The organism is Rhizobium sp. 16-488-2b, assembly GCF_017741815.1.
Taxonomy (GTDB): Bacteria; Pseudomonadota; Alphaproteobacteria; order Rhizobiales; family Rhizobiaceae; genus Rhizobium.
In genome coordinates, this window is the sequence record NZ_JAGHMF010000003.1 from 45,930 (window position 1) to 68,460 (window position 22,531).

A 22,531-nucleotide genomic window follows, 5' to 3' on the forward strand; every position below is an offset into this window, starting at 1 on the left:
AAGGGCAATCTCAGTTGAGATAGACGATCGAGGCGTTGAGCAGCGTCGCGAAGGAAACCCAGGCGAGGTAGGGCAGGAAGAGCAGCGCCGCGATCCGGTCGGCATTCCAGCGGTTGAGGATGAAGGCGATGATCAGCGCCAGCAGCGCGAGGATCACGATGAGCGCCACCATCGGCACCTGCAGGCCGAAGAAGAACGGCGACCAGAGAAAATTCGCCACCATCTGTCCCGCCCAGATCAGCATGCCCACGGAGAGATGCCCGCGCATCCAAGTGCGCGCGCCGGCAAGCCCGATCAGCACGTAGAGAATGGTCCAGGCCGGCCCGAACACCCAGTTCGGCGGATTGAAGGGTGGTTTGGCGAGCGATTGATACCATTCGCCCGGAAGATTGTTGACGCCGATCACGAGACCGCCGCCAAGCACGATCGCAACGAAGATGATGTAGGTCAGGGCTTTGCTCATGCGGCGGAGATAGGGCGCGGGCGTCGCCTCGCCAGAGCCATATCGCATACGATTCAAATGATCGTGCAATGATCCCGATTGCCCGCTACGCGCTTCGGGATATGCTCGGCGAAGCAGGAAATTGGAGTGCTTCGAAATGGCCGGTATCGTGCAGTCCACACAGGCCTACGAAAGCTGGCTTCGCGGCCAACTGCGGGCCGATCTGGTCGAAGGCGACCTCCTGCGCAAGCACATGAAGATGCGATCAAGCAGCTTCTCCTTCCTGCGCGCCACCTACTGGCGCTTCTCGGAAACCATCCTTGATATCTGCCCCGACGCTGCCGCCGCGCCAAAGGTTCTGGCGATCGGCGATACGCATCTCGAAAATTTCGGTACCTGGCGCGATGTCGAGGGACGCCTCGTCTGGGGTGCCAATGATTTCGACGACGCAGCCGTCATGCCTTACGCGCTCGATCTCATCCGGCTGACGGCAAGCGCGCTCCTGGCGGTCACCGAGGGCGGCCCGCCGGCGCAGACGATCGCGGCCTCGGTGCTGACAGGGTATCTGAGAGCGTTGCAGACGCCCACGCCCGTCATTCTCGAGCGTGATCACAAATGGCTGCGCAAGGCGCTGACGCTTCCCGATAGCGAACGCCGCGCCTTCTGGGATAAATTCGCGAGCCTTGCGCCGGGCGAAAAGCCTGCGCCATCGGCCTATGCCGGAGCGCTCGACGCGTCCTTGCCGCCGGGCCATGCCGCTTACGTTCCGAAGCCGCGCACGGCGGGCACCGGCAGCCTCGGGCGTCCGCGTTTCATCGCTTACACGGATTGGCGGGGCGGGCCGGTGTTGCGCGAGGGCAAGGCCATGCTGCAATCGGCCTGGTCGCTCGCCCACGCGCCCGATGATCGCGCCATCCACGCCGTCGAGATCGCCACCGGCCAAATGCGGTCTCCCGATCCGCATTACAGGCTGATCGGTTCGGTCCTGGTGCGGCGGCTGTCGCCGAGCAGCACCAAGATCGAGATCGACGGCAATTCCGATCTGCTGCTCTCGCCGGATATGCTGGATCTGATGGGCTTCGAGATCGGCAACTGCCACGCTAATGATCCCGCAGCGGTTGACGCGATCCTGCGCGACCTCAGGGCGCGCAAGCCGGGTTGGCTGGTGGAAGATGCGAAGGCTGCGGCAGCGCAGATCGGCGCCGAGCAGAAAACATGGTCACACGCGTCGTGAGGGGGCGATCCTGACGATGTGCTGGTCCCAGGCGACGTCGCTGCGCTTATCAAGGAAATCGCCGTCATAGGAGGAAACGGCAAAGCCGGTGCTTGCGGGCGCGATGCCGGCCGCTTCGGGCACGATCTCCTCGCGCAGCACCCGGCCGCTTATGGCGTCGATCGTCACCGAGGCCCCGCCCTTGGGCGAGGTCACGCCCACCAGCCCGTCCTTGCGGTTGACGGCGATGGCGCCGACATAGTTGGCGAGTCTTCGGGTGGTCTCTTCGGGCAGATCGACGAAGCGCAGGTCCTCACCCTTGGCGAAGGAGCCCACCAGCGGCGGCAGATCGTTGCGGCGGCCTTCATACTGGCAGGCGAACCAGATGCGGCCGCTGTCGTCGACATCGACATGCCGCGTCGAGACCTGCGCCCACTCGGCGGGCAGCGTGTGCTTCTCGATCAGCGCGCCGGTTGCGGCGTCCACGAGCGTCAGCGACGGCTGCATGTTGCCGAGGTTGAGCTTGGTGCGGCCGAAATCCGGATGCGTCTCGATCCCGCCATTGGCAATAATGAGCATGTGCCCGTCGTCGCTGACGGTCATGTCGTGCGGGCCGACGCCATAGGTCTCGAATTCGCCGATCCGCTCGAAGCGGTGGGTGGCGTCGTAGAGCCCGATCATGCCGCGATTGCCGTCGAAATCGTTCTCGCTGGCGTAAAGGATGCGCCCATCGGGCGAAAACGCGCCGTGGCCGTAGAAATGCCGGTTCTCGGCGGCCGTGATCACGATCGGCTTGGCTTTCCCGTGCGGGTCGAAGATCATCGCGTAGGTGCCGGGCCGCCGCGCGAAGGCGACGGTCTTGCCCGTGGCGGCGCTGAAGGCCATGCCGTGCGAGCGCGCCGGCAGCGCCACCTGATCGATGATCTCGCCGCGCTCTGAAACGGTCGCAACCGCGAAGGATCCGTTGGCCTGCCGCATGCCTGAGGCATAGACGGCGTCGGCGCGCTCCAGCGCCATCAGCGCGCGCGGCGGCAAAGCCGCCAGGAAGCTCAGCCCGGCCGCCTTGACGAAGCTGCGCCGGTCGATCGCGGCACTCCTGATCATCGGCTCAATCGCCGTCGGAGAAGGAGAAGCCGGCCGAAAGGCCGATCGCAGCACCATAATTGTCGCTGATCATCGTCACCAGATCGCGCGTATCGACCAGCAGCTGGTCGAGCTTCGCCTTTTCGGCGTCGCTGGTGGCGACCTCGATGTCGGGGTTGAGCTTCGGCACCGTTTCCAGAAGCGACTTCAGCTTGGCGTCGATCGCGTCGGCGACGGGCTTCTTGTCTGATGGAAGCAGGTCGGCCATTTCGGCTTTCTGCCAAAGGTTGCGCAGCCCCTCCAGATTGGATGCCATCGACTTCCAGGTGTTCTTGGAGCGCCAGTAGATCGCCATCTTCGGGCGCGGCGTCGTGTCCTTGCCCTTGTAGAACTGTTCGAGCCGCTGATCGCGGACATTCTCGGCGCCGTGCACGAGAGTGCCGAGAAGCGCGGTCACGGCTTCCTTGTTGTCCATGAAATCGGCGCTCTGCGGGCCGGGATGCTTCCAGCTCGCCTGGATGCCATCAGGCTTTTCCCAGGCGGCAACCACTTCGGCCGCCTCGCGCTGGATGTTGCCGGCCACGGCCGCGCCATAGAGGCAGCGGAAACCGCTCTTCTGGTTGGTGAGGTCTTCCGATCCGGTGCCGTAGAGCACGTATTCGAGCGCCGTCAGGCCCTGCAGGGCAACGCTCTTGGAGGCGATCGCATCGACCGTCGTGTCCTTGGGATCGGCCTTGGCGATCAGCGTCTGTACCTGCCTCAGGCCCACGCCTTTGCGGTCCGGGTAGAACAGGATGTGCTCGAAGAGATTGTCCTGGATGACCGGGCCGACCTGCACCATTTCGATCGCCGACCAGTAGCGGATGATGTCGTCGAAGGCCGACTTCGCCTTGTCGAGGCTGGCGGGCGTGCCCTTGTCGCAAAGATCCTTCATCGCCGTGGTCAGCCGCGCCGCGGACTGCTGGGCATTGCGGTAACCCGGGCGGATCACTTCGTCGACCGCGCGCTGCATGACGACAGGCACGGCATCCTCGTTCAATCCTGCTTGCGCAGTAGCCTGACCCGCCGGTGCTGGGGTCTGCCCCGCCTGCGGAGCGGCCGTCTGCGCCACGGCATTGGAGGCAAGGGCAAGCGAGAGAACCAGAGGGTACCAAAGGCGCATCAAAAAGACTCCAAAAACGTAATCAGTGCCTGCCTGTTATCCGCAGGCAGGGAGGCAAATGCGTCGCGCGACTTTTGTGCTTCGCCGCCGTGCCAGAGAATGGCCTCGGTGAGGTTTCTGGCCCGGCCGTCATGAAGGAAAAAGCTATGTCCGCTGACAGTCTTGGTGAGACCTATACCCCATAGCGGCGGCGTGCGCCATTCACGTCCGCTTGCAAGTCCAACCTGTTGTCCGTCCGCCAGCCCGTCGCCCATGTCGTGCAGTAGGAAGTCGGAATAGGGCCAGATCAGCTGGAAGGACTGCGCCTTGTCGAGGCTGTCGCGCCGCGTCACATACTTCGGGACATGGCAGGCCGTGCAGCCGCTTTCGTAGAAAACCTGCTTGCCCTTGAGCGTTTCCGGAAAGCTCGCCTTGCGCCGCGCCGGCACGGCCAGATTGGCGGAATAGAAGGTCACGAGGTCTAGGATCGGCCCCGGCGCTTCCTCGTTCCCAAGCCGCTTCTGCACGCCTGTGGCCATCGCCTTGCACTTGGCCTGCGCCTCGGTGCAATCGCCATGCGGGTCGGGCTGGTCAGGGGTGGAGATGCCGATGTCGTTCAGGAACGCATCGGCGCTCTGGTCGCGCACGCTTGCGTTCTGCGCCTTCCAGCCGAAGCGACCAAGCGCGGGTTTTCCGGTGCGGTGATCGCGCACGATCGCCGCCTTGCCGTGGATGCCGTCCCCGTCCTTGTCGTCGGGATCGGCATGCGCGAGGATATCGGCCTCCGGAATGGCCTCGATCAAGCCCAGCCCGATCATCGCCGGCGCCACGCGCGGCGAGATCGTCGTTGCCGGATCGAGCGGGCCGTAGCCGAGCTCGCCGATCGCGTAGAGCGGCCGCCGCAAGAATACGGTCTCGCCACCCGCGAGCGTCACCGGCTCTTCGGTGTAGCTGACATTCATCTTCCCCTCGGCGGGAAGGCCGGGTACCGCGCGGTCCTGCAGCTGGTGGCCGTAGACGGGGTCGGGGAAGTTGATGGTCTCGGCATTGGCGACGGCGCGTTCCTCGTCGGGCGTCTTGGCCGTGCGCGCCAGTCTCAGAAACATCGAGCTGGTGCTGGCGTCGGGCTCCGGCTTGCCGCGCCCGTCATTGAGGTGGCAGTTCATGCAGGAGCGCGCGTTGAACAGCGGCCCCAGCCCGTCGGAGGCCTGCGTCGAGGATGGGGCGGAGACCCAGAGCTTCTTGAAGAGCGCATTGCCGAGCTTGAACGGCTGCTCCTCCTCGAAAGGGATGTTTGCGGAGATATGCGAGAAGGAATTCTTCGTCACCGGATCGATCGACGTCGCGCCGCCTGCCTGCATGGCCTCGTATTGCTCGGCCTTGGAGAAGTCGGTGGTCGGCCGCGTCACATCGGCAACGCGCTTGGCGTCGGCTTCGGTGAGATCGGTGCGTTTGGTGGGAAGGTCGAAATTATCCGCAAGGGCGGCGGAAAGGCCGGCGATCGTGGCGCATATGGTTGCGCTGAAGAGAAGACGACGGGCCGAGAAAGGCGACATTTCGGAGTTCGGGCCGCCTCGACAGCGAAGCGGCCCGCCTTTTTGATTATTTGAAGACCGCGCCAGGATTATCCAAGCTGTCGGAACCTTCAAGCTTGACCGTGCCGAGATCGAGCGCTGCGATCACGCGCTGCACCGATTTCGTCTGGTCGACGAGGCCGTCGATGGCAGCCTGGACAACGGCGTTGCCCTTCTTGTTACCCTCGGCGATCATCTGGTCGTACTTCTCGACGTTCTGGCCGCGCTTGGCCATGATCGCCATCGCCTTCAGCGTCGCGTCGAGCTTGCCCTGCATTTCCTTGTCGAGCTTCTTGTCCTTGGCGGCGACGAGATCGTGCAGCGAGGGACCCTTCATCTTCGTACCGTCGACGCGGGTGTAGTTGCCCGTATAGGCGGCAGCGATGCCGACAGCGTCGTTGAGGTGCGAGTTGTAGGTGTTGTCGGAGAAGCAATCATGCTCTTCTTCCGGATCGTGCAGGATCAGGCCGAGCTTCATGCGCTCGCCGGCGAGTTCGCCGTAGGAGAGAGAGCCCATGCCGGTCAGGATGGCGACGAGGCCGGCCTTCGGGTCGGCTTCGACATGCTTCGTGGCTTCGCCATCCGGCTTCCAGTTGTCGGTCATTTCCTGCAGGTCGGAGACCAGCAGCGTCGAGGCCGACTTCAGATATTCGGCACGGCGGTCGCAATTGCCGTGCGTGCAATTCTTCAGGTCGTAATCGGTGGCCGGGCGGTTGCCGGCGCCTGGGCCGGTGCCGTTCAGATCCTGGCCCCAGAGCAGGAATTCGATGGCGTGATAGCCGGTCGCGACGTTGGCTTCGACGCCGCCGGCTTCCGCCAGCGTGCCGGAGAGGAATTCGGGCGTCAGCTTCGAAGCGTCGACATCCTTGCCGTCGATCTTGATCGTCTTGTTGGCGATCACGTTGGCGACGTAAAGCGAGTTCTCGTCGCTCTCGGTGCCGTAGGAAGCGTCGACATAGTCGATCAGGCCTTCGTCGAGCGGCCAGGCGTTGACCTTGCCTTCCCAGTCATCGACGATCGGGTTGCCGAAGCGATAGACTTCCGTCTGCTGATAGGGAACGCGAGCCTTGATCCAGGCGGCGCGGGCAGCTTCAAGCGTCTTGTCCGTCGGCTCCTTCAAGAAAGCGTCGATCGCGGCGTCGAGAGCCTTGGCCGTGGTCAGCGCGTCTTCATACTTCGCGTGGCCGACTTCAGTGTAATATTTCACAACGGCAGCAGCATCCGGGGCCGCGTAAGCGGGGATGGCGGACAGAGCGGTTGGGGCCACCGCCAGCGCCAGGGCTGCGCAGAAATTTTTGTTGAGTTTCATGGGATCCTCTCCTGTGACGGGCATGCTTTATAAGGCCCGGCGAAAATGTCTTCGCCCAAAAGCAAACTGGTGTCAAACACTCTAGTTTGGAATGGTTTTAAGGAACGAAATCCGCCGAAAGGCCGTCAAATCGAAATCGAATTGCTTGGAAAATGGGCGATATGTGAGTAATCAATGTGCAACTGCATAAACATTGTCCGGATAGACCGCGTATGCGCCGACATATCAAGCATTTCACCCATCGCCATGAACCGAAGGGTACCGTCCACCTCCATCTGAAATCCGGCATCGGCGCCATGATCGGCATGGCCTCGGTCGGCGCGCTCACCGTTTTCACCGGCATTCCGCTGCTGATCGCGCCCTTTGGCGCCACGGCAGTGCTGATCTTCGGCCAGCCGAAGAGCCCGCTCGCGCAGCCGGCCAATGTCATTGGTGGCTACCTTCTGGCGGCGCTGATCGGTGGTCTGGCGGTGTTCCTGTTTCCGGGTCTTTGGTGGGTCGGCGCGATTGCCGTCGGGCTGACCATTGCCGGCATGCTGATGCTGCGCGTCACCCATCCGCCGGCGGGCGCCGTGCCGCTGGTGGCGTTCGGCTCGCATATGGGCGGACCGATGCTGTTTCTGATCGTCGGTTTCGGCAGTGCGCTGCTGATCGCGATCGCCGTGCTGCATCACTTCATCCCGCCGCGGCATCAATATCCGCTGCGGGCTCCGCACTGATCCAGGCTTTTTGAATTAGGCCTTGCGCCTCATCCGGCAGAAGAAGAACCCGTCCGTGTCGGTCGACGCGGGTGTCAGCGTGATGGTCTGGCCATCCGACGAGCGCGGATGCGGGCTGTCCTTGCCGAACAGCTGATCCCAGCCCTCAAGCGCACCCGCAATCTCGAACGCGGGATTGGCGGCGGTAAACGCGCGCACCTGCTCCTCGTTCTCCTGCGGCAGCACCGAGCAGGTCACGTAGATCAACTCTCCGCCGGGGCGCACATAGGCGCTCGCTTGGCTCAGCGCGTCCTGCTGCTGCGCGGTGCGCTCGTCGAGGTTCTTGGCCGTGAGGCGCCATTTCGTATCCGGGCGCCGGCGCCATGTGCCGGTTCCCGTGCAGGGCGCATCGACCAGCACCTTGTCGCAGCGATCCTCGAGGTTCTTAAGCGCCTTCGGATTGTCGTGCACCTGGACGTTGCGGGTGCCGGCGCGCTTCAGCCGCTCGATGATCGGCGCCAGCCGCTTGCGGTCGGCGTCATAGGCGTGAACCTGGCCCTTGTTGTGCATCGCCGCCGACATGGCGAGCGTCTTGCCGCCGCCGCCGGCGCAATAGTCGAGCACCTGCTCGCCATCCTGGGGCAGCACGAGATCGGCGACGATCTGCGATCCCTCGTCCTGAACCTCGAACCAACCTTTTTGGAACGAAAGCTCCGCTGTCACGTTGGGAAGACGGGAGGCTCCTTCGCCCGCGGCAATCCGGATGCCGTAACGCGCGATGGTGGCCTCCTGCGCGCCTGATCTTTCGAGCGCCTTGACGGCCTTTTCGCGGGTGGCCTTCAGGATGTTCGCACGGAGATCGAGCGTCGGTCGCTCGGCGAGCGCCTGCGCTTCCCTGAGCCAGGTGTCGCCGAAGGATTTTTCGAAAGTGGGCTGTATCCACTCCGGGATATCGCCCTGAATATGGGAAGGAGCATCCTTGAGATCACGGGAGTGAAAGGCCGAAAGCGTTGCCTCGGAAAGTGCTGCCGGCGCGAACTTGTCATCGGCAAGCTCGGCGGCAAGCGTCTCGGGCGTAAAGCCCCACTGGCGGAACATGACGGCATGGGCGATTGCCGATGCGCTGTCGTCATCCATCAGCCAGGCGTGCGAAAGGCGCATGCGAAGCGCGTCGTAGACGATGTTGCCGATCGCGGCGCGGTCGCCGGAGCCGGCGAACCGGTGCGCGAGCCCCCAATCCTTGAGGGCATCGGCGACAGGCCGTCTGCGGGCATCGATGTCTTCAAGAACCGAAATCGCCCCTTCGAGCCTACCGCCCAATCGCATTCACAACGCTCCTATTGCCTGGATCAATGCCGGACCTTCAAGGACCGGCGGCTTGTGAACGATCCGCAGGAAGCGCGACAGACGCAGCGGATGGTACACAAGTCTCAACCGCGTGGTATCCGCGATTGGCGGCAAGAGCAAGCGGTGCCTTATCTCAGGCGTTAGCCGATGACTTCGTAGCAGACCTTGGCAGTGCCGGTGCTGACCATGCCGATGTTGCTGGCGGCTGCACGGGAAAGATCGAGAACGCGGCCACGGATGAAGGGACCGCGATCGTTGATGCGCACGACGACGCTGCGGCCGTTGTTGCGGTTGGTGACCTTGACCTTGGTGCCGAAGGCGAGCGAGCGGTGCGCGGCAGTATTGATGGTCGGGTTCATGCGTTCGCCGGAAGCGGTTTTGGAGTGAAGTGCGTACCACGACGCGCCACCGCAACCATTTGCAGCAAAACCTTCCATCGGAAGGATCGTAGAACAGGCTGCTATAGTTGTGACGGCGATAATAGAACGACAAATTTTCTTCAAAACGGGGTGTCCCTCAACTGTTAAACCTACGCCTTGTGGGCGGCGGGGGCTTAAACCGGTCGAAAAGTGGCAGAAAAGTGCCCCGAATGATCACGGAGTGTTACATATTGAAATATATGTGATGAGCCGGCAAAATGATTCGAACCGTCGTCAAGCGGTTTCGAATGAAAAAAGCGCAATTGAATCAAGTAAAATTAGAACTTTTTTTGCGGGAAGCCGTTCACGACTCCCGTGATCACAAAAATCACGAAAATAATTTTGCGCGGGCGTCATAATTCCCGCCCCATTTGGGCAATTTCCAAGGCTTCCGCCCAAATTTTGCGCCAAATTTTAACGAAATCTGCCTGGAGTAGGAATTTCCTACCAATTCATCTGGCGCAATATAGCGATATCAGGGGCGGCTAAGTCAGCCGCGCCAGCGCTCGTTTTGCAACAACTGCGCGAGTGATTGCGGATAGGTGGGGAAGGCGAAGGTGAAGCCGGCGGCCTTCAGCTTGGCGTTCGAAACGCGCTTGTTCTCGCCATAGAAGGAGCGCGCCATCGGCGTCAGTTCGGCGGTCTCGAAAGCCTGTTCCGGCGGCGGCTCGACATCCATCAGGCGGGCCGCCTCGACGATGACATCCTGCGGCGGGCCGGGGCGGTCGTCGGTCACATTATAGATGCCGCCAAGTTTATGCTCGGCAAGAAACCACGCGCTGGCGCCGATATCCTCGACGCGGATGCGGTTGAACACCTGATCCTTCTTGACCAGCCGCCGCGCCGTGCCGCGCGCCAAATTGACGAAGGCATTGCGGCCCGGTCCGTAGATGCCGGACAGGCGCAGCACCGCCGCGGGAATGCCGATCCGTTCGCCGATCGCAATCCACGCCGCCTCCGCCTCCAAGCGCTCCTTGGAGCGGCCCGAGACCGGAACGCACGGCGTCTCCTCGCTCACCCATTCGCCCTTGTGGTCGCCATAGACGCCGACGGTCGAGAGATAACCGATCCAGGAGAGTTCAGGCATGAGCGTCTCGATGCGCTCGCCCGCAAGCTTCAGCAGCGGATCGCCTGCCTCGCGCGGCGCGATCGATTGCACCAGATGCGTGGCCGAGCGCATGGCATCAATGAGTGTCGCATCGAGCGTCTCGCCGTCGAACACGAAGGCCTCGATACCCTCGGCTCTCAGCGCCGCTGCCTTCTCTTCAGAGCGCGTCGTGCCGGAAACGCGAAAACCCCCGGCCATGAACGCCTTGGCAATTGCCGTGCCGGAGAAGCCGCAACCGAAAATCACAAGATGCATCACGCCGCTCCCGCTAGTCTCCACTCGTTCAGCACATCGCTGTCCGACTCATCCTGAGGCCTTTGTGCAGCAAAGCGCTGGAATTCGCCAGCCTCCATCAGCCGCGACAGCGCCCATATCGCCATGGCGCGGACCACAGGCGAGGCATCGGCGGTCAGCGAAAGGCAGGCGTCGAGGAACTGGCGGTCGCCGGAATTGCCGGCCGCGATCAGCACGTTGCGCACGAAACGGTCGCGGCCGATGCGCTTGACCGGAGAGCCGCTGAAGAAACTGCGGAAAGTCGGATCGTCGAGCGCAAGCAGCGCGGCTATATCCGGCTCCTGCAGATCCTCGCGCGCCTTCAGCTTGATTTCGGAAGCCGCACTTGCGAACTTGTTCCAGGGACAGGCGGCGAGACAGTCGTCGCAGCCATAGATGCGGTTGCCGATCAGCGGCCGGATGGCCGGATCGATCGGCCCCTTGTGCTCGATCGTCAGATAGGAAATGCAGCGTCGCGCGTCGATCTGGTAAGGCGCCGGGAAGGCTGCCGTCGGACAGGCGTCGAGACAGGCGCGGCACGAGCCGCAATGATCGATCTCGGGCGCATCGATCAAGAGATCGGCCGTGGTGAACATCGAGCCGAGAAACAGCCAGGAGCCATGTGCGCGGCTGACGAGATTGGTGTGCTTACCCTGCCAGCCAAGCCCGGCCGCGGCCGCCAGAGGCTTTTCCATGACGGGGGCCGTATCGACGAACACTTTCACATCTTCGCCGGCGCGCGCCGCAAACCGCGTGGCGATCTCTTTCAGCCGGCCCTTGATGATATCGTGATAATCGCGGTTGCGCGCATAGACCGAGATTGCCGCCTTGTCCGGCTTCTCGAGAATGCCGCGCGGGTCTTCCTCGGGTCCGTAATTCATCGCGAAGACGACGACCGATTTCACGTCGCTCCAAAGCGTGCGCGGATCGCCGCGCCGCTCGCGCGTCTCGGCCATCCACTCCATCGTCCCGTGCCTGCCGGCGTCGATGAACTCACCGAGGCGTTCCTTCGCCTCGGGAATGCTGTCCGGTCGCGTGATCCGACAGAGATCGAAGCCGAGCGCCTGCGCTTCCGCCTTGACGAAGGCGGTCAGCGTCTGCAGGCGTTTGTCTTCCTTGGTCAGTGCGGATCGTTCGGGCATGAGAGGCCCCGTCAGAAATCCAGGTCGGCGTAATGCGAAACAGGGGTCAGGCCGCGCACGCGCTCGGTGAGCAGCGGGCGGAAGGACGGGCGCGACTTGATGCGCTGGTACCATTCCTTGACGAGCGGCGATTCCGTCCAGTCGATCTCGCCGAGATAGTCGAGAATGGAGACGGAAGAGGCGGCCGCCAGATCGGCATAGCTCATCCGGTCGCCCGCCAGCCACTGGCGCGAGCCGGAGAGCCAGGTCAGATACTTCATGTGCTGGCGGATATTGGCGCGTGCCGTGCGCAGGATCTTCGAATCCGGTGCGCCACCGCCCTGATCGGCCGTCATCTGCAGCTTGTAGACGCGCTCGCGCGCCAGCGGCCGGGTCACGTCGGTTTCCATCTTGACCATGAACCATTCGGTCAGCCGCCGGATCTCGGCGCGCTGGAAGGGATCTTCGGCCAAGAGTCGGCGATCGCGCTTCAGCACACCGTGCGTCTCGTCGAGATACTCGGAGATCACGGTGGACCCACAGAGCGCGCGCATGCTGTCGTCGACATAGACGGGCAGCGTGCCGGCCGGGTTGAGCGCCAGGAAATCCCGGCGCTTCTCCCAGGTCTGCTCTTCGATCAGGTCTGCCTGATAGCCGTACTCCGTCAGGATCAACCGGACGAAGCGTGATGCGGATGACATGGGGTGATGATAGAGCGTGGGCATCGAGACTCGGATTTTTGGATGGCTGGGGGTGCACGTCGCATGGACGCGATGATTATAGCGCCCTAGTCATGACTCATTCGTTGAAGCTATAGAAGTTTGGCCCCTCCAACACAAGCGAGTCGGGCCGCCCGAAACCCTGACGAAGGAAATCGACCTCGCCCAAAAATCGCCGACAACCGATCAGAGGTTCTCGTCGCATCCTCGTCTGGTGAAAATTGGTGTCGTTCCCCCAGCGGCACAGCACAATTCCCGTCTGACCGAACCCCGAAACGGAGACAATTAATGGATTACATAAACGCGATAATCCTAGGCATAGTCGAAGGCATTACCGAGTTTCTACCGATTTCAAGCACCGGCCACCTCATCATTGCGGAGCAATGGCTCGGCCACCGGTCTGATCTTTTCAACATCGTCATTCAGGCCGGCGCCATCCTCGCCGTCACCATTATCTACTGGCGCCGTATCATGACGCTGCTGCTCGGCTGGCAGGATCCCGAAAACCGCTCCTATCTCTTCAAGCTCATCCTCGCCTTCCTGATCACCGCCGTCCTTGGCCTGATCGTCAAGAAGCTCGGCTTCGAGCTCCCCAGCACCGCCACCCCGATCGCCTGGGCGCTGATAATCGGCGGTATCTGGATGATGGTTGCCGAATGGCTCGCCGCCCGCCGTCCGCCGCACAAGGAGATCACCTGGCTGGTCGCCATCCTTGTTGGTATCGCGCAGGTCGTCGCCGGCGTGTTTCCGGGCACCTCGCGTTCGGCGTCCACGATCTTCGTCGCCATGCTTGCCGGTACCGGCAACCGCGCGGCGGCCACGGAATTCGCCTTCCTCGTCGGTATCCCGACGATGTATGCGGCAAGCGCCTATGAATTGCTGAAGACGTTCAAGGATGGTGGCGCGGCCAATGAAGATTGGACCGCTCTCGGCATCGCCTTCGTCGTGTCGACGATCGTTGCCTTCGTCGCCGTCAAGTGGCTGCTCTCCTATATCCAGAGCAACAAGTTCACGGCCTTCGCGATCTACCGCATCATTCTCGGCGCCATCCTGCTGGGCATGGCATCGGTCGGTATGATCGCCTGATCGGGAAGCAAAGCTCCCCAACCAAAAAAAGAAACCGGCGTCTTGGGGCGCCGGTTTTTCTTTTACCTGAGAGCTGCGGTTTCGCAGGGGTCGACGCCGTAGGCCGGCGAGCATTCGCCCTTCACGGCAGCGACCGAACCGGGCGCCACGAAAGAACCAGCCAGAATCACCAGCGCCGCGGAAGCAAAAAGCAGCGCAATTGACCTACCCATCGAAGTAACCTTTCAAGTCGTTTGAGCGCGCCTGTTTGAGGCGCTGAGTCCAAGCACAGACGCGCGGGGTGTGTAGTCAGAGGAATGGGAAATAGCAATAAATGTTCCTGCTAAATTTCCTGTTAATTCCGCTAAACTTTTCATGCGACTTTTATGCAACGCCCGGCGGTGCACAACCCCGCGAAAGCCGGGCATTCAGCCTGTTTTTTAACCCCTGCCTCAAAACGCGCAACGCCGCCTGCGGGGTCCGCGGGCGGCGTTGTCGTTAAGAAAATCGGCGTGGATCAGGCAGCCTTGCCGCTGTTCGTATACTGGCCCTGCGGGCGGAACTGCACGAGATAGCTGTCGATGATGGAGCTTACCATCGTCGGCGCAATGCCGAGATCCCGCAGCGTCCGTCCTTCGGTTTCTGCTTCCTTGGAAACGACGTTGTCCTTCTTCAGGAGCTTCACCTGGTCAGAGGTGATCGGCGGGGCGATCAGCGGGATCATGGAGGCGACGCTGCCGATCAGCGAGGCAACGCCGAAGGGAAGCGAGACCAGCGGGTTGGTGCGCGCGGTCGACTTCAGCACCGCTTCGAGACACTGGCGGAAGGTCAGCACTTCCGGGCCGCCGAGTTCATAGATCTTGCCGCCGGCAACCTTGCCCTCGACAGCCTTGGCGACAGCTTCGGCGACGTCCATGACATAGACCGGCTGCAGCTTCGTCTTGCCGCCGCCGATCAGCGGCAGAAACGGCGCCGAGCGCGCCATGCCGGCGAACTTGTTGAAGAAGCCGTCTTCCGGACCGAACACGATCGACGGACGGTAGATGATTGCGTCGGGCGCGACCGAGTGGATCGCAGCTTCCGCGCGGCCCTTCGTGCGGGCGTAGGACGAATCGGAGTTGGCGTTGGCGCCGATCGCCGAGATGTGGACCAGCTTTGCGCCGACGCCGCGCGCGGCTTCGGCCACGGCGCGACCGCCGAATTCCTGGACGGCCTCAAACGAGTTGCGGCCGCTTTCGAACAGGATGCCGACGCAGTTGACGACGTAGGACGCACCTTCGACGGCGCGGTCGACCGACTGGCGGTAGCGCAGGTTGGCCTGCACGAAGGAGATCTGGCCGACATTGCCGAGCGGCTGCAGGAAACCGGCGAGATCCGGGCGGCGCACGGCAACCCGGATGCGGTAGCCGCGCTTGGCCAGCGCGCGTACGACGTGCCTGCCAACGAAGCCGGAGCCTCCGAACACGGTGACGAGTGGCGGCAGGTTGGCAAGGGTCATGGCAGGTTCCTCGGAAGGCTGATGTGATTGGCGGGTGATCTCGTCTTAGCCCAATCAGGGTGCGACGAAAAGACCTATCGCACCACGCTTGCCACGACTTTGATCTGCCTCAAACGCCTTCGACGACAACCATTTCCGCGTCGGCCACTTCCTGGCGGATCTTGGCGGCGATCTGGTATTCCGGCGAGTTGTAGCAATCCACCGCGTGCTGCACCGAGGGGAACTCGATGACGACATTGCGCGCCCGCGCCTTGCCCTCGAGCTCCGTCAGCGCCCCGCCGCGGGCGAGGAAATTGGCGCCGTATTTCTCGAAGGCCGGCTTGGCGGCGGCGACATAATCCTTGTAGCGCTCGGTATCGCGCACATCCACGCGAGCGATCCAGTATCCCTTGGCCATGGTGTCTCCTCCTGGGTTATGTCGTAAAGTCAGCGGTTGGCAGGCCAGAGCGCAAGCACCATATCGTCGAGAATGGCCTTGGCGGCCTGCTCAGGTTCCGGCGCCTTGACGATCGGGCGGCCGACGACGAGATGCGTCGAGCCGGCGCGTAGCGCATCGTAGGGCGTCATCACCCGCTTCTGGTCGCCGCGCTCGCTGCCGCTCGGGCGAATGCCGGGGGTAACGATCGCCATGTCGGGGCCGACGACTTCGCGCACGACAGCAGATTCCTCGGCCGAGCAGACGATACCGCCCATGCCGGCTTCGCGCGCCTGTTCGGCGCGGCGCAGCACCAGTGAGCGCGGATCGCCGCTATAGCCGGCCTCGGTGAGATCGGCTTCGTCCATCGAGGTCAGCACCGTGACGCCGAGCAGGCAGAGCCCCGAGCCCTTGGCGGCCTCGACCGCGGCGCGCATCGCCTTCGGATAGGCGTGCAGCGTCAGCATCGACATGCCCATCTTGGCGATGTTTTCGACGCCCGAGGCAACCGTGTTGTCGATGTCGAGCAGCTTCATGTCGAGAAAGACCTTCTTGCCGTCCTTGGCAAGGTCGCGGGCGAATTCCAGTCCGCCGGCAAACACCAGCTGGTAGCCGATCTTATAGAAGGAGACGGTATCGCCGAGCGTCGCGACCATTTTCTCGGCTTCACCGAGTGTTGGAACATCCAGTCCGACGATCAACCGTTCGCGCGCGTCCATCTCACATCCATCCGTGCCAGTCTTCGATAGGCGTCCAGTCGCATGATAGGCGTCGATCCGCAAGACGGAAACAATAGAGATTGCCGCCGCCACCGGGCTGGTCGCGATCCCGCCCGATCGGCCGACCCTCAAGGTGACACTTCAACAGCGTGCCCACACCGCCATGCCCGACGAATGCGATCGGCAGGCTGCTATCATGCGTGGAGAGAATGCGCTCGACGTTGGAGACGATCCGCAGCTGCGCATCGATCGCCCGCTCCCATCCGTTGAAGCTCTGTTCGGGATTGGCGAAGAACCAGTCCGCCGCCTTCTCGAATTCTGATGGAGGCAGGAAACCGGTCGCGGACCGGTCGTTCTCGTGCATGTCCTCGACGATCTCGACGGAAACGCCCGAGGGGACAGCCAGAATGGCGGCGGTCTCGATCGCCTTGGTCTCGTCGCTGCTGATGATACGTCGCAATTGCGACGCCCAGGGATTGTCCGCCGCCAGCCGCGCGCGTGCGGCGCCGACATCCGACAAGCCCCATTTGGGCACCGGAACGGCGGCGTCGATCTTCACTTGCGGGTGGGTGATGTAAAGACCGAACACGTCAGCCTCGGCGGTAGATCCAGAGCTGCGCCGGCGGAATGTTGCGGACGATGAAGTCGAAGTGCTGGATATGGTAACGCTCGGGCCGCGCAATGATCGGCGAAACCGGGCCGTAGGAAATCTGCACGAAGGGGCGTCCGGCCGGCAGGCGGCCCAGCACGCTTTCCAGCATGGCGATGCGCGCCTGCATCGGGAAGTTCAAAAGCGGCACGGCGGAAACGACGCTGTCGAATTTCTGCCCATCCATATGGGCCAGCGTCTTGTCGAGATTGAAGGCGTCGCCGTTGATGACGTTCACGCCGGGATAGAGCCGCACCAGGTGCTCGTAGAAGTCGGTCGAATATTCGATGGCGACAAGGTTTTCAGGCTTTACGCCACGCTGCAGGATGGCCTTGGTGATGGCGCCGGTGCCGGGCCCGAGCTCGAGAACCGGAAGGCCGGAGTTCGGGTTGATGACGCTTGCCATCTTGCGCGCCGTGATCGACGACGTCGGCACGATGGAGCCGACGGTCTTCGGCCCCTGCATCATCCCCTTGAAAAACCGGATTTCCTCGTCGAATTTCTTGCCCAGCCGTTCCTTGAGGCGCAAGCCACCCATGCCGTTCTCCTTCGTGCAGCACATGCTGCATGCTTATGTGCAGGCAATACGGCGCTAAAACAAGGCCAAGCGTCGCAATTGACAAAGTTTGAACGGCAAATGCGACGCGCTACACGCGCATCGGCATCAGCACGTAAAGGGCATCGTCGCCGGCCGTGTCGCGAATGAGCGTCGGAGAACCGGCATCGGCCAGAAGGAAGATCGCCTGATCGCCGGAGAGCTGCGCGGTGATATCGAGCAGGTATTTGGCGTTGAAGCCGATTTCCATGGCATCGGTGTCGTAGCCGACGGCTACTTCTTCCGTGGCGCTGCCCGAATCCGGGTTGTTGACGGTGAGCAGCAGCTGTCCGTCGGAAAGCGCCAGCTTCACGGCGCGGCCGCGTTCCGAAGAAATGGTCGAGACGCGGTCGACGGCCTGCGCGAAGCTCGTGCAATCGACGCGCATTTCCTTGTCGTTGCCGGTCGGGATGACGCGCTGGTAGTCGGGGAAGGTGCCGTCGATCAGCTTCGAGGTCATGACGATCGAGCCGATGGAAAGGCGGATCTTGGCGTCGGAAACTTCGACCGTGACCATCGCTTCCGGATTGTCGACCAGCTTCTGCAACTCGCCGACCGTCTTGCGCGGAATGATGATGCCAGGCATGCCCTCGGAGCCCGAGGGAGCGTTGACGTCGGCGCGCGCCAGGCGGTGGCCGTCGGTTGCGACGGCGCGCAGCTTCAGGTCGCCTTCGCTTTCGATCGTGTGGAAGAAGATGCCGTTCAGATAATAGCGGGTCTCTTCCGTCGAGATCGCGAACTGGGTGCGATCGATCAACATCTTCAGATCCGTCGCCTTCAGCTTGAAGGTGTGCGTGAAGGTGCCGGCCGTCAGGTCTGGGAAGTCGGATTCCGGCAGGCACTGCAGCGAGAATTTCGAACGGCCGGACTGAACCGTCATCGAGCCGCCATCCTGGCTGGTGGCGAGCAGCACTTCCGAGCCGTCGGAGAGCTTGCGCACGATGTCGTAGAGAAGATGGGCGGGAACCGTGGTGGCGCCGGGCTGCTCGACGTTGGCGGGCGTTGCTTCCGTCACTTCCAGATCGAGGTCGGTCGCCTTCATGTCGAGGTTCTGGCCATCGGCGCGCAGCAGGATGTTCGACAGGATCGGGATCGTGTTGCGGCGTTCAACCACGCGGTGAACGTGGTTCAGCGACTTCAAAAGGTTGGACCGCTCAATAGTAATACGCATGGGATGCTACCGCTTTCGACCGTTACTGCCCGGGCGCGCTTAAACGCGCCTGAAAATGCCTTTCCCAAAAGCTGGGATCGGAGGATTGGACGCGCAAAATGGCAGAATTTTGCGGACGAATGCAAGAGGCGCAAAGGTCGCTGCCCCAGCAATTGCCATTTTCGCTGCGGATGCTCACAGAAATCACCGTTACCGGCGAAGTCCTGCCCCTTGCCGAAGAGAAAGGTGTCGCCCATAAAGGCCGGAAGCCAGAAAGGGCACACATATCTTGAGCAATGACGAGACGACGACAGAGGGCGGCAGGCAGCGCAGCTTCCGCCTGCACAACATGGCCGTTCCCGCCCGCCCGCAGGAGCCCGGCCTTTATCTCGTCGCGACGCCGATCGGCAATCTCGGCGACATAACGCTGCGCGCGCTGGAAACGCTGGCCGGCGCCGATGTGCTCGCCTGCGAGGACACCCGCGTCACCCGCGTGCTGCTCGATCGCTACGGCATCCAGAACCGCCCCTACGCCTACCACGAGCACAATGCCGACGAAGCCGGCCCCCGCCTGCTCGCCGCGCTTGAAGCAGGCAAGTCCGTGGCGCTGGTCTCCGATGCCGGCACGCCGTTGGTCTCCGACCCCGGCTACCGCCTGGCGCAATCGGCGATCGAAGCCGGCTATCGGGTTATCCCGATCCCGGGCGCCTCGGCGCCGCTGGCAGCCCTTGTCGGCTCCGGCCTTCCGAACGATGCCTTCCTCTTCGCAGGTTTCCTGCCCACTAAGGACAAGGCCCGCCGTGACCGCCTGTCCGAATTCGCCGCCACGCCTGCGACGCTGATGTTCTTCGAATCCCCGCACCGCATCGGCGCCACGCTCATTGCCGCCGCAGACGTTCTCGGCGGCGATCGCCCGGCTTCCGTCTGTCGCGAGCTCACCAAGAGCTACGAGGAGTTCCGCCGAGGCACGCTCGCCGAGCTCGCCGCTCACTATGCCGATGTAGACAACGTCAAAGGCGAGATCGTCCTCGTCATCGGCCCGGCGCCGGAGCGCGCCATCGAGGAAACGGATATCGACGCCATCTTGGCCGATCTCTCGCAAACGCTTCCGACCGCCAAGGCCGCCGCCGAGGCCGCCCGCATCACCGGTCTTCCCCGCAAGGAGCTGTACCAGCGCCTTCTCGACAGAAAGGCGGGCGATGTCAGGTAACGACGCTACGGACCCGCATCAAAAGGGTCTTCGCCGCAAGGCACTGCGTCGGGGCCATGTCTCCGAATACATCGCCGCTTTCTACCTCATTCTCAAAGGCTACCGCATCGTCGCGCTGCGCTATCGCACGCGGCTTGGCGAGATCGACATCATTGCCCGCAAGGGCGATCTGGCCGTCTTCGTCGAGGTGAAGGCTCGTCGCGACCAAGGCGCGGCCGTCGATGCCGTCTCGCATCTCGCGCAAACCCGCATCCGTGGCGCCAGCGATCTCTGGCTCGCCCGCCAGCGCGACCATGCCCGCCTGTCTCAACGCTACGACATCGTCGCCGTCTTGCCCGGTCGGTGGCCGGTCCATTTGCGCGATGCGTTCTGATTGCTTTCGTTAGTCGGTTAACATTTTCGGAATTTGTAATCGGCCTGTCATGAAAGCGTTAAGGAGGTGTCACAATAGGCCTCTATTGCGTCCTCACGCCAACAACGGTGGAGAGGGTTTTCATGTTTAAGTCGATTTCTTTGGCCGCTGCCGCGGTCGCATTGTCCGCTTCCGCGTCCTTCGCTGCAACCGAAGTGACCTGGTGGCACGCCATGGGTGGTGAACTCGGCAAGAAGCTCGAGGAAGTTGCCCAGAAGTTCAACGACAGCCAGAGCGAATACAAGATCGTTCCGGTTTACAAGGGCACCTATCCCGAGACGCTGACGGCCGCCATCGCCGCTTTCCGCGCCGGCCAGCAGCCCGCCATCGTTCAGGTTTTTGAAGTCGGCACCGGCACGATGATGGCCGCCAAGGGCGCCGTCTATCCGGTCTACCAGCTGATGAAGGACGAAGGTGAGCCTTGGGATCCGTCGAAGTTCCTGGCGCCGGTCGTCGGCTACTACTCCGACGCTGAGGGCAACATCCTGTCGATGCCGTTCAACTCGTCGACCCCGATCCTCTACTACAACAAGGACGTCTTCAAGAAGGCCGGCCTCGATCCTGAAGTCGCTCCGAAGACCTGGGCCGAGCTTGCCGAAATGGGCAAGAAGATCGTCTCTTCCGGCGCTGCCAAGTGCGGCTTCACCATGTCCTACGGCGCGACCTGGGTTGGCCTGGAAAACTACTCCGCCATCCAGAACCTGCCTTACGGCACCCAGCAGAACGGCTTCGGCGGCATGAACGCCGAGTTCACCTTCAACGGCCCGAACCAGGCCAAGTTCTGGGATCACCTGAAGACCTGGCAGGATGAAGGCGTCTACAAGTACGGCGGCCCGAGCGCTGGTGCCGACGCTGCTCCGCTCTTCTACTCGCAGCAGTGCGCAGCCTACATGAACTCGTCCGCTTCGCGCGCCGGCGTCATCAACAACGCCAAGGACTTCAAGGTCGGCTTCGCGCCGATGCCTTACGACGACACGGTTACCCAGGATCCGAAGAACTCGATCATCGGCGGCGCAACGCTGTGGGTTCTGAACGGTCAGAAGGACAAGGCTGTCTACAAGGGCGCCGCCAAGTTCTTCACCTACCTGTCGCAGCCTGAAGTCCAGGCCGATTGGCACCAGTTCACCGGCTACCTGCCGATCACCAACGCTGCTTACGAGCTTGGTCAGAAGCAGGGCTACTACGAAAAGAACGCCGGTTCTGACATCGCCATCAAGCAGATCATGCGCGGCACGCCTTCCGAAAACTCCAAGGGCGTTCGCTTCGGCAACCTGACGCAGATCCGCGACGTCATCGACCAGCAGTTCGAAGCCGTTCTCAACGGCAAGAAGACCGGTCAGGAAGCGCTCGACGAAGCCGCAAAGCAGGGCAATGCCAAGCTGCGCGAATTCGAAGCCGCGAACTCCAACTAAGGGTCGTTCCCTCCGTCAGCCCTCTCCGGCCCGTCCGGGGAGGGCATTTTCCTTGAGGGGTCATGCATGCAAACCAAACGCACCGTCTTCCAAAGCCGTCTCCTGCCTTATCTCCTGATCGCACCGCAGCTGCTCATCACGATCGTCTTCTTCGTGTGGCCGGCGGTTCAGGCCGTATGGCAGTCCTTCCTGCGCCAGGATCCCTTCGGTCTGAAGGACACCTTCGTCGGTTTGGCGAACTACACGCGCTTGCTGCAAGATCCGGATTATCTGAATTCGCTGACCGCCACCTTCGTCTTCTCGATCGGTGTCACCGTGCTGTCGATGGGGCTGTCGCTGCTCTTCGCGATCTGCGTCAACCGCGTGATCCGCTCGCAGCGCTTCTATACGACGCTTCTGGTCTGGCCCTACGCCGTGGCGCCGGCCGCATCCGGCCTGCTCTGGTGGTTCATGTTCAACCCCAGCGTCGGCATCATTCCCTATGTGCTGGAACATTTCGGCTACAGCTGGAACCATCGCCTGAACCCGAACAACGCGATGATCCTGATCATCATCGCCGCCGCCTGGAAGCAGATCTCCTACAACTTCCTGTTCTTCGTCGCCGGCCTGCAATCGGTCCCGCATTCGCTGACCGAAGCCGCCGCGATCGATGGCGCCGGTCCCATCAAGCGCTTCTGGACGGTGGTCTTCCCGCTGCTGTCGCCGACCACCTTCTTCCTGGCTGTCATCAACATCACCTACGCGATGTTCGACACCTTCCCGATCATCGACGCGGCCACCTCGGGCGGCCCGTCGCAATCGACCAACATCCTTGTCTACAAGGTCTATGCCGATGGTTTCGTCGGTCTCAATCTCGGCCCGTCGGCCGCGCAGTCGGTCGTGCTGATGCTGATCGTGGTCGTCCTGACCGTCGTCCAGTTCCGCTGGATCGAGCGCAAAGTGCAGTATTGAAGCGAGAG

The 22,531-nt window shown here is 62.4% G+C and carries 24 protein-coding genes; 7 read left to right on the forward strand and 17 right to left on the reverse strand.

The features are described 5' to 3' along the window. Window positions 1-10 precede the first annotated feature (10 nt). Window positions 11-463 carry a TspO/MBR family protein gene (locus tag J5286_RS01785; RefSeq protein WP_209189595.1) on the reverse strand — a complete coding sequence of 151 codons (453 nt, stop codon included), beginning with the start codon at window positions 461-463 and terminating at the stop codon, window positions 11-13. Window positions 464-599: 136 nt separating this feature from the next. Between J5286_RS01785 and J5286_RS01790 the strand changes: the two genes are divergently transcribed. Beyond that, on the forward strand, window positions 600-1,676 hold the full coding sequence (locus J5286_RS01790) for a DUF2252 family protein (protein ID WP_209188814.1): 1,077 nt from the start codon (window positions 600-602) through the stop codon (window positions 1,674-1,676). Here J5286_RS01790 and J5286_RS01795 read toward each other — a convergent pair. The 4 genes from J5286_RS01795 to J5286_RS01810 are packed head-to-tail and all read right to left on the reverse strand — an operon-like array spanning window position 1,662 to window position 6,762. Further along, complete coding sequence (locus J5286_RS01795; RefSeq protein WP_209188816.1) at window positions 1,662-2,759, reverse strand: DUF1513 domain-containing protein; 1,098 nt, start codon at window positions 2,757-2,759, stop codon at window positions 1,662-1,664. The two genes, J5286_RS01790 and J5286_RS01795, sit on opposite strands and share 15 nt — an antisense overlap. Window positions 2,760-2,763: 4 nt before the next feature. Continuing rightward, window positions 2,764-3,900, reverse strand: a complete 1,137-nt coding sequence (locus J5286_RS01800; protein ID WP_209188818.1) for an imelysin family protein — start codon at window positions 3,898-3,900, stop codon at window positions 2,764-2,766. Continuing rightward, entirely contained in the window at window positions 3,900-5,435 is a 1,536-nt protein-coding gene (locus tag J5286_RS01805) for a di-heme oxidoreductase family protein (protein ID WP_209188820.1), read from the reverse strand. Before J5286_RS01805 ends, J5286_RS01800 begins: the two co-directional genes overlap by 1 nt. Window positions 5,436-5,481: 46 nt before the next feature. Then, on the reverse strand, window positions 5,482-6,762 hold the full coding sequence (locus J5286_RS01810) for an imelysin family protein (protein WP_209188822.1): 1,281 nt from the start codon (window positions 6,760-6,762) through the stop codon (window positions 5,482-5,484). A gap of 212 nt (window positions 6,763-6,974) precedes the next feature. On the opposite strand from J5286_RS01810, the gene J5286_RS01815 reads away from it, so the two are divergent. After that, window positions 6,975-7,481: an HPP family protein gene (locus J5286_RS01815; RefSeq protein ID WP_209188824.1), complete on the forward strand. Its 507-nt coding sequence runs from the start codon at window positions 6,975-6,977 to the stop codon at window positions 7,479-7,481. Window positions 7,482-7,496: 15 nt separating this feature from the next. Here the strand turns inward: J5286_RS01815 and J5286_RS01820 are convergent, their stop codons facing one another. From J5286_RS01820 to J5286_RS01840, 5 genes are all read right to left on the reverse strand, one after another. Continuing rightward, complete coding sequence (locus J5286_RS01820; RefSeq protein ID WP_209188826.1) at window positions 7,497-8,786, reverse strand: RsmB/NOP family class I SAM-dependent RNA methyltransferase; 1,290 nt, start codon at window positions 8,784-8,786, stop codon at window positions 7,497-7,499. Window positions 8,787-8,947: 161 nt separating this feature from the next. Beyond that, the gene (locus J5286_RS01825; protein ID WP_026283154.1) at window positions 8,948-9,310 is read right to left on the reverse strand and encodes a septal ring lytic transglycosylase RlpA family protein; all 363 of its coding nucleotides are present in this window, start codon (window positions 9,308-9,310) and stop codon (window positions 8,948-8,950) included. 406 nt (window positions 9,311-9,716) lie between these two features. Continuing rightward, window positions 9,717-10,589: an SDR family oxidoreductase gene (locus J5286_RS01830; RefSeq protein ID WP_209188828.1), complete on the reverse strand. Its 873-nt coding sequence runs from the start codon at window positions 10,587-10,589 to the stop codon at window positions 9,717-9,719. Further along, the gene (gene queG, locus J5286_RS01835) at window positions 10,589-11,749 is read right to left on the reverse strand and encodes a tRNA epoxyqueuosine(34) reductase QueG (RefSeq protein ID WP_209188829.1); all 1,161 of its coding nucleotides are present in this window, start codon (window positions 11,747-11,749) and stop codon (window positions 10,589-10,591) included. Before queG ends, J5286_RS01830 begins: the two co-directional genes overlap by 1 nt. 11 nt (window positions 11,750-11,760) lie before the next feature. Further along, window positions 11,761-12,453, reverse strand: a complete 693-nt coding sequence (locus tag J5286_RS01840) for a glutathione S-transferase family protein (RefSeq protein ID WP_047506891.1) — start codon at window positions 12,451-12,453, stop codon at window positions 11,761-11,763. A 282-nt stretch (window positions 12,454-12,735) separates the two neighbouring features. On the opposite strand from J5286_RS01840, the gene J5286_RS01845 reads away from it, so the two are divergent. Further along, window positions 12,736-13,533, forward strand: coding sequence for an undecaprenyl-diphosphate phosphatase (locus tag J5286_RS01845; RefSeq protein ID WP_047506892.1), 798 nt, complete (start codon window positions 12,736-12,738; stop codon window positions 13,531-13,533). Window positions 13,534-13,595: 62 nt separating this feature from the next. Here J5286_RS01845 and J5286_RS01850 read toward each other — a convergent pair whose 3' ends face one another. The 7 genes from J5286_RS01850 to dnaN form a co-directional block, all read right to left on the reverse strand. Further along, window positions 13,596-13,745, reverse strand: a complete 150-nt coding sequence (locus J5286_RS01850; RefSeq protein WP_018899325.1) for a hypothetical protein — start codon at window positions 13,743-13,745, stop codon at window positions 13,596-13,598. A gap of 284 nt (window positions 13,746-14,029) precedes the next feature. Beyond that, window positions 14,030-15,010, reverse strand: a complete 981-nt coding sequence (locus J5286_RS01855) for a complex I NDUFA9 subunit family protein (RefSeq protein WP_209188831.1) — start codon at window positions 15,008-15,010, stop codon at window positions 14,030-14,032. 109 nt (window positions 15,011-15,119) lie between these two features. Continuing rightward, window positions 15,120-15,407, reverse strand: a complete 288-nt coding sequence (locus tag J5286_RS01860; RefSeq protein WP_209188833.1) for a DUF1330 domain-containing protein — start codon at window positions 15,405-15,407, stop codon at window positions 15,120-15,122. A 29-nt stretch (window positions 15,408-15,436) separates the two neighbouring features. Then, window positions 15,437-16,144: an orotidine-5'-phosphate decarboxylase gene (pyrF, locus tag J5286_RS01865; protein WP_047506900.1), complete on the reverse strand. Its 708-nt coding sequence runs from the start codon at window positions 16,142-16,144 to the stop codon at window positions 15,437-15,439. A 1-nt stretch (window position 16,145) separates the two neighbouring features. Continuing rightward, window positions 16,146-16,733 (reverse strand): histidine phosphatase family protein, encoded by a 588-nt coding sequence (locus J5286_RS01870; protein WP_209188835.1) that lies wholly within the window; start codon window positions 16,731-16,733, stop codon window positions 16,146-16,148. Between the two features lies 1 nt (window position 16,734). Then, a complete protein-coding gene (pmtA, locus tag J5286_RS01875) occupies window positions 16,735-17,331 on the reverse strand; it encodes a phospholipid N-methyltransferase PmtA (RefSeq protein WP_209188837.1) in 597 nt (198 codons plus the stop codon). A 109-nt stretch (window positions 17,332-17,440) separates the two neighbouring features. Continuing rightward, complete coding sequence (gene dnaN, locus J5286_RS01880; RefSeq protein WP_026283155.1) at window positions 17,441-18,559, reverse strand: DNA polymerase III subunit beta; 1,119 nt, start codon at window positions 18,557-18,559, stop codon at window positions 17,441-17,443. A 328-nt stretch (window positions 18,560-18,887) separates the two neighbouring features. On the opposite strand from dnaN, the gene rsmI reads away from it, so the two are divergent. From rsmI to ugpA, 4 genes are all read left to right on the forward strand, one after another. Next, window positions 18,888-19,748 carry a 16S rRNA (cytidine(1402)-2'-O)-methyltransferase gene (rsmI, locus tag J5286_RS01885; RefSeq protein ID WP_051110797.1) on the forward strand — a complete coding sequence of 287 codons (861 nt, stop codon included), beginning with the start codon at window positions 18,888-18,890 and terminating at the stop codon, window positions 19,746-19,748. After that, complete coding sequence (locus J5286_RS01890; protein WP_209188839.1) at window positions 19,738-20,121, forward strand: YraN family protein; 384 nt, start codon at window positions 19,738-19,740, stop codon at window positions 20,119-20,121. Before rsmI ends, J5286_RS01890 begins: the two co-directional genes overlap by 11 nt. A gap of 122 nt (window positions 20,122-20,243) precedes the next feature. Next, window positions 20,244-21,572, forward strand: coding sequence for a sn-glycerol-3-phosphate ABC transporter substrate-binding protein UgpB (gene ugpB, locus J5286_RS01895; RefSeq protein ID WP_112981618.1), 1,329 nt, complete (start codon window positions 20,244-20,246; stop codon window positions 21,570-21,572). A gap of 66 nt (window positions 21,573-21,638) precedes the next feature. Then, on the forward strand, window positions 21,639-22,523 hold the full coding sequence (gene ugpA / locus J5286_RS01900; RefSeq protein ID WP_209188841.1) for a sn-glycerol-3-phosphate ABC transporter permease UgpA: 885 nt from the start codon (window positions 21,639-21,641) through the stop codon (window positions 22,521-22,523). Window positions 22,524-22,531: the final 8 nt, after the last annotated feature.